Source organism: Sphingomonas yabuuchiae (assembly GCF_001477495.1).
Classification (GTDB): domain Bacteria; phylum Pseudomonadota; class Alphaproteobacteria; order Sphingomonadales; family Sphingomonadaceae; genus Sphingomonas; species Sphingomonas yabuuchiae_A.
Window position 1 is genome coordinate 1 of the sequence record NZ_LDTF01000142.1, and the last position, 517, is coordinate 517.

The window sequence follows — 517 nt, forward strand, 5'->3', positions numbered from 1 at the left end:
CCTTCGCCGCCAGGCCGGGCGCCATCGCCGGGGCGGGCGGGACTGCGGATCGGGGTTTCGGCGCGATCGCGCTGGCGTTTCTGGGCGCGGTGCTGGGCGGGTTGCTGCTCAACATCATGCCCTGCGTTTTCCCGATCCTGAGCCTGAAGGCGCTGAGCCTCGCCAAGGGTGGCGGGGACGAGCGGCACGCCCGGACCGAGGCGCTGGCCTATACGGCGGGCGTCGTGCTGGTGTGCGTCGGCCTGGGCATCGTGTTGCTGGCGTTGCGCGCGGGCGGGCAGAGTGCGGGCTGGGCGTTCCAGCTTCAGGACCCGCGCGTGATCGGTATCCTGTTGCTGCTGGTCGCGGGCATCGCGTTCAATCTGGCCGGGCTGTTCGAACTGCCGACCCCCGCTTTCGCCGGACGATCGGGGGCGATGGGATCGTTCGCGACCGGCGCGCTGGCGGCGTTCGTGGCGACGCCCTGTTCGGGGCCGTTCATGGCCGGCGCTTTGGGCGCGGCGCTGGTCCTGCCCGC

1 protein-coding gene is annotated in these 517 nt (G+C 72.3%); it reads left to right on the forward strand.

The features are described 5' to 3' along the window. A partial coding sequence (locus NS355_RS17655; RefSeq protein WP_275934736.1) for a cytochrome c biogenesis protein CcdA occupies nucleotides 1-517 on the forward strand: 517 nt, incomplete at both ends.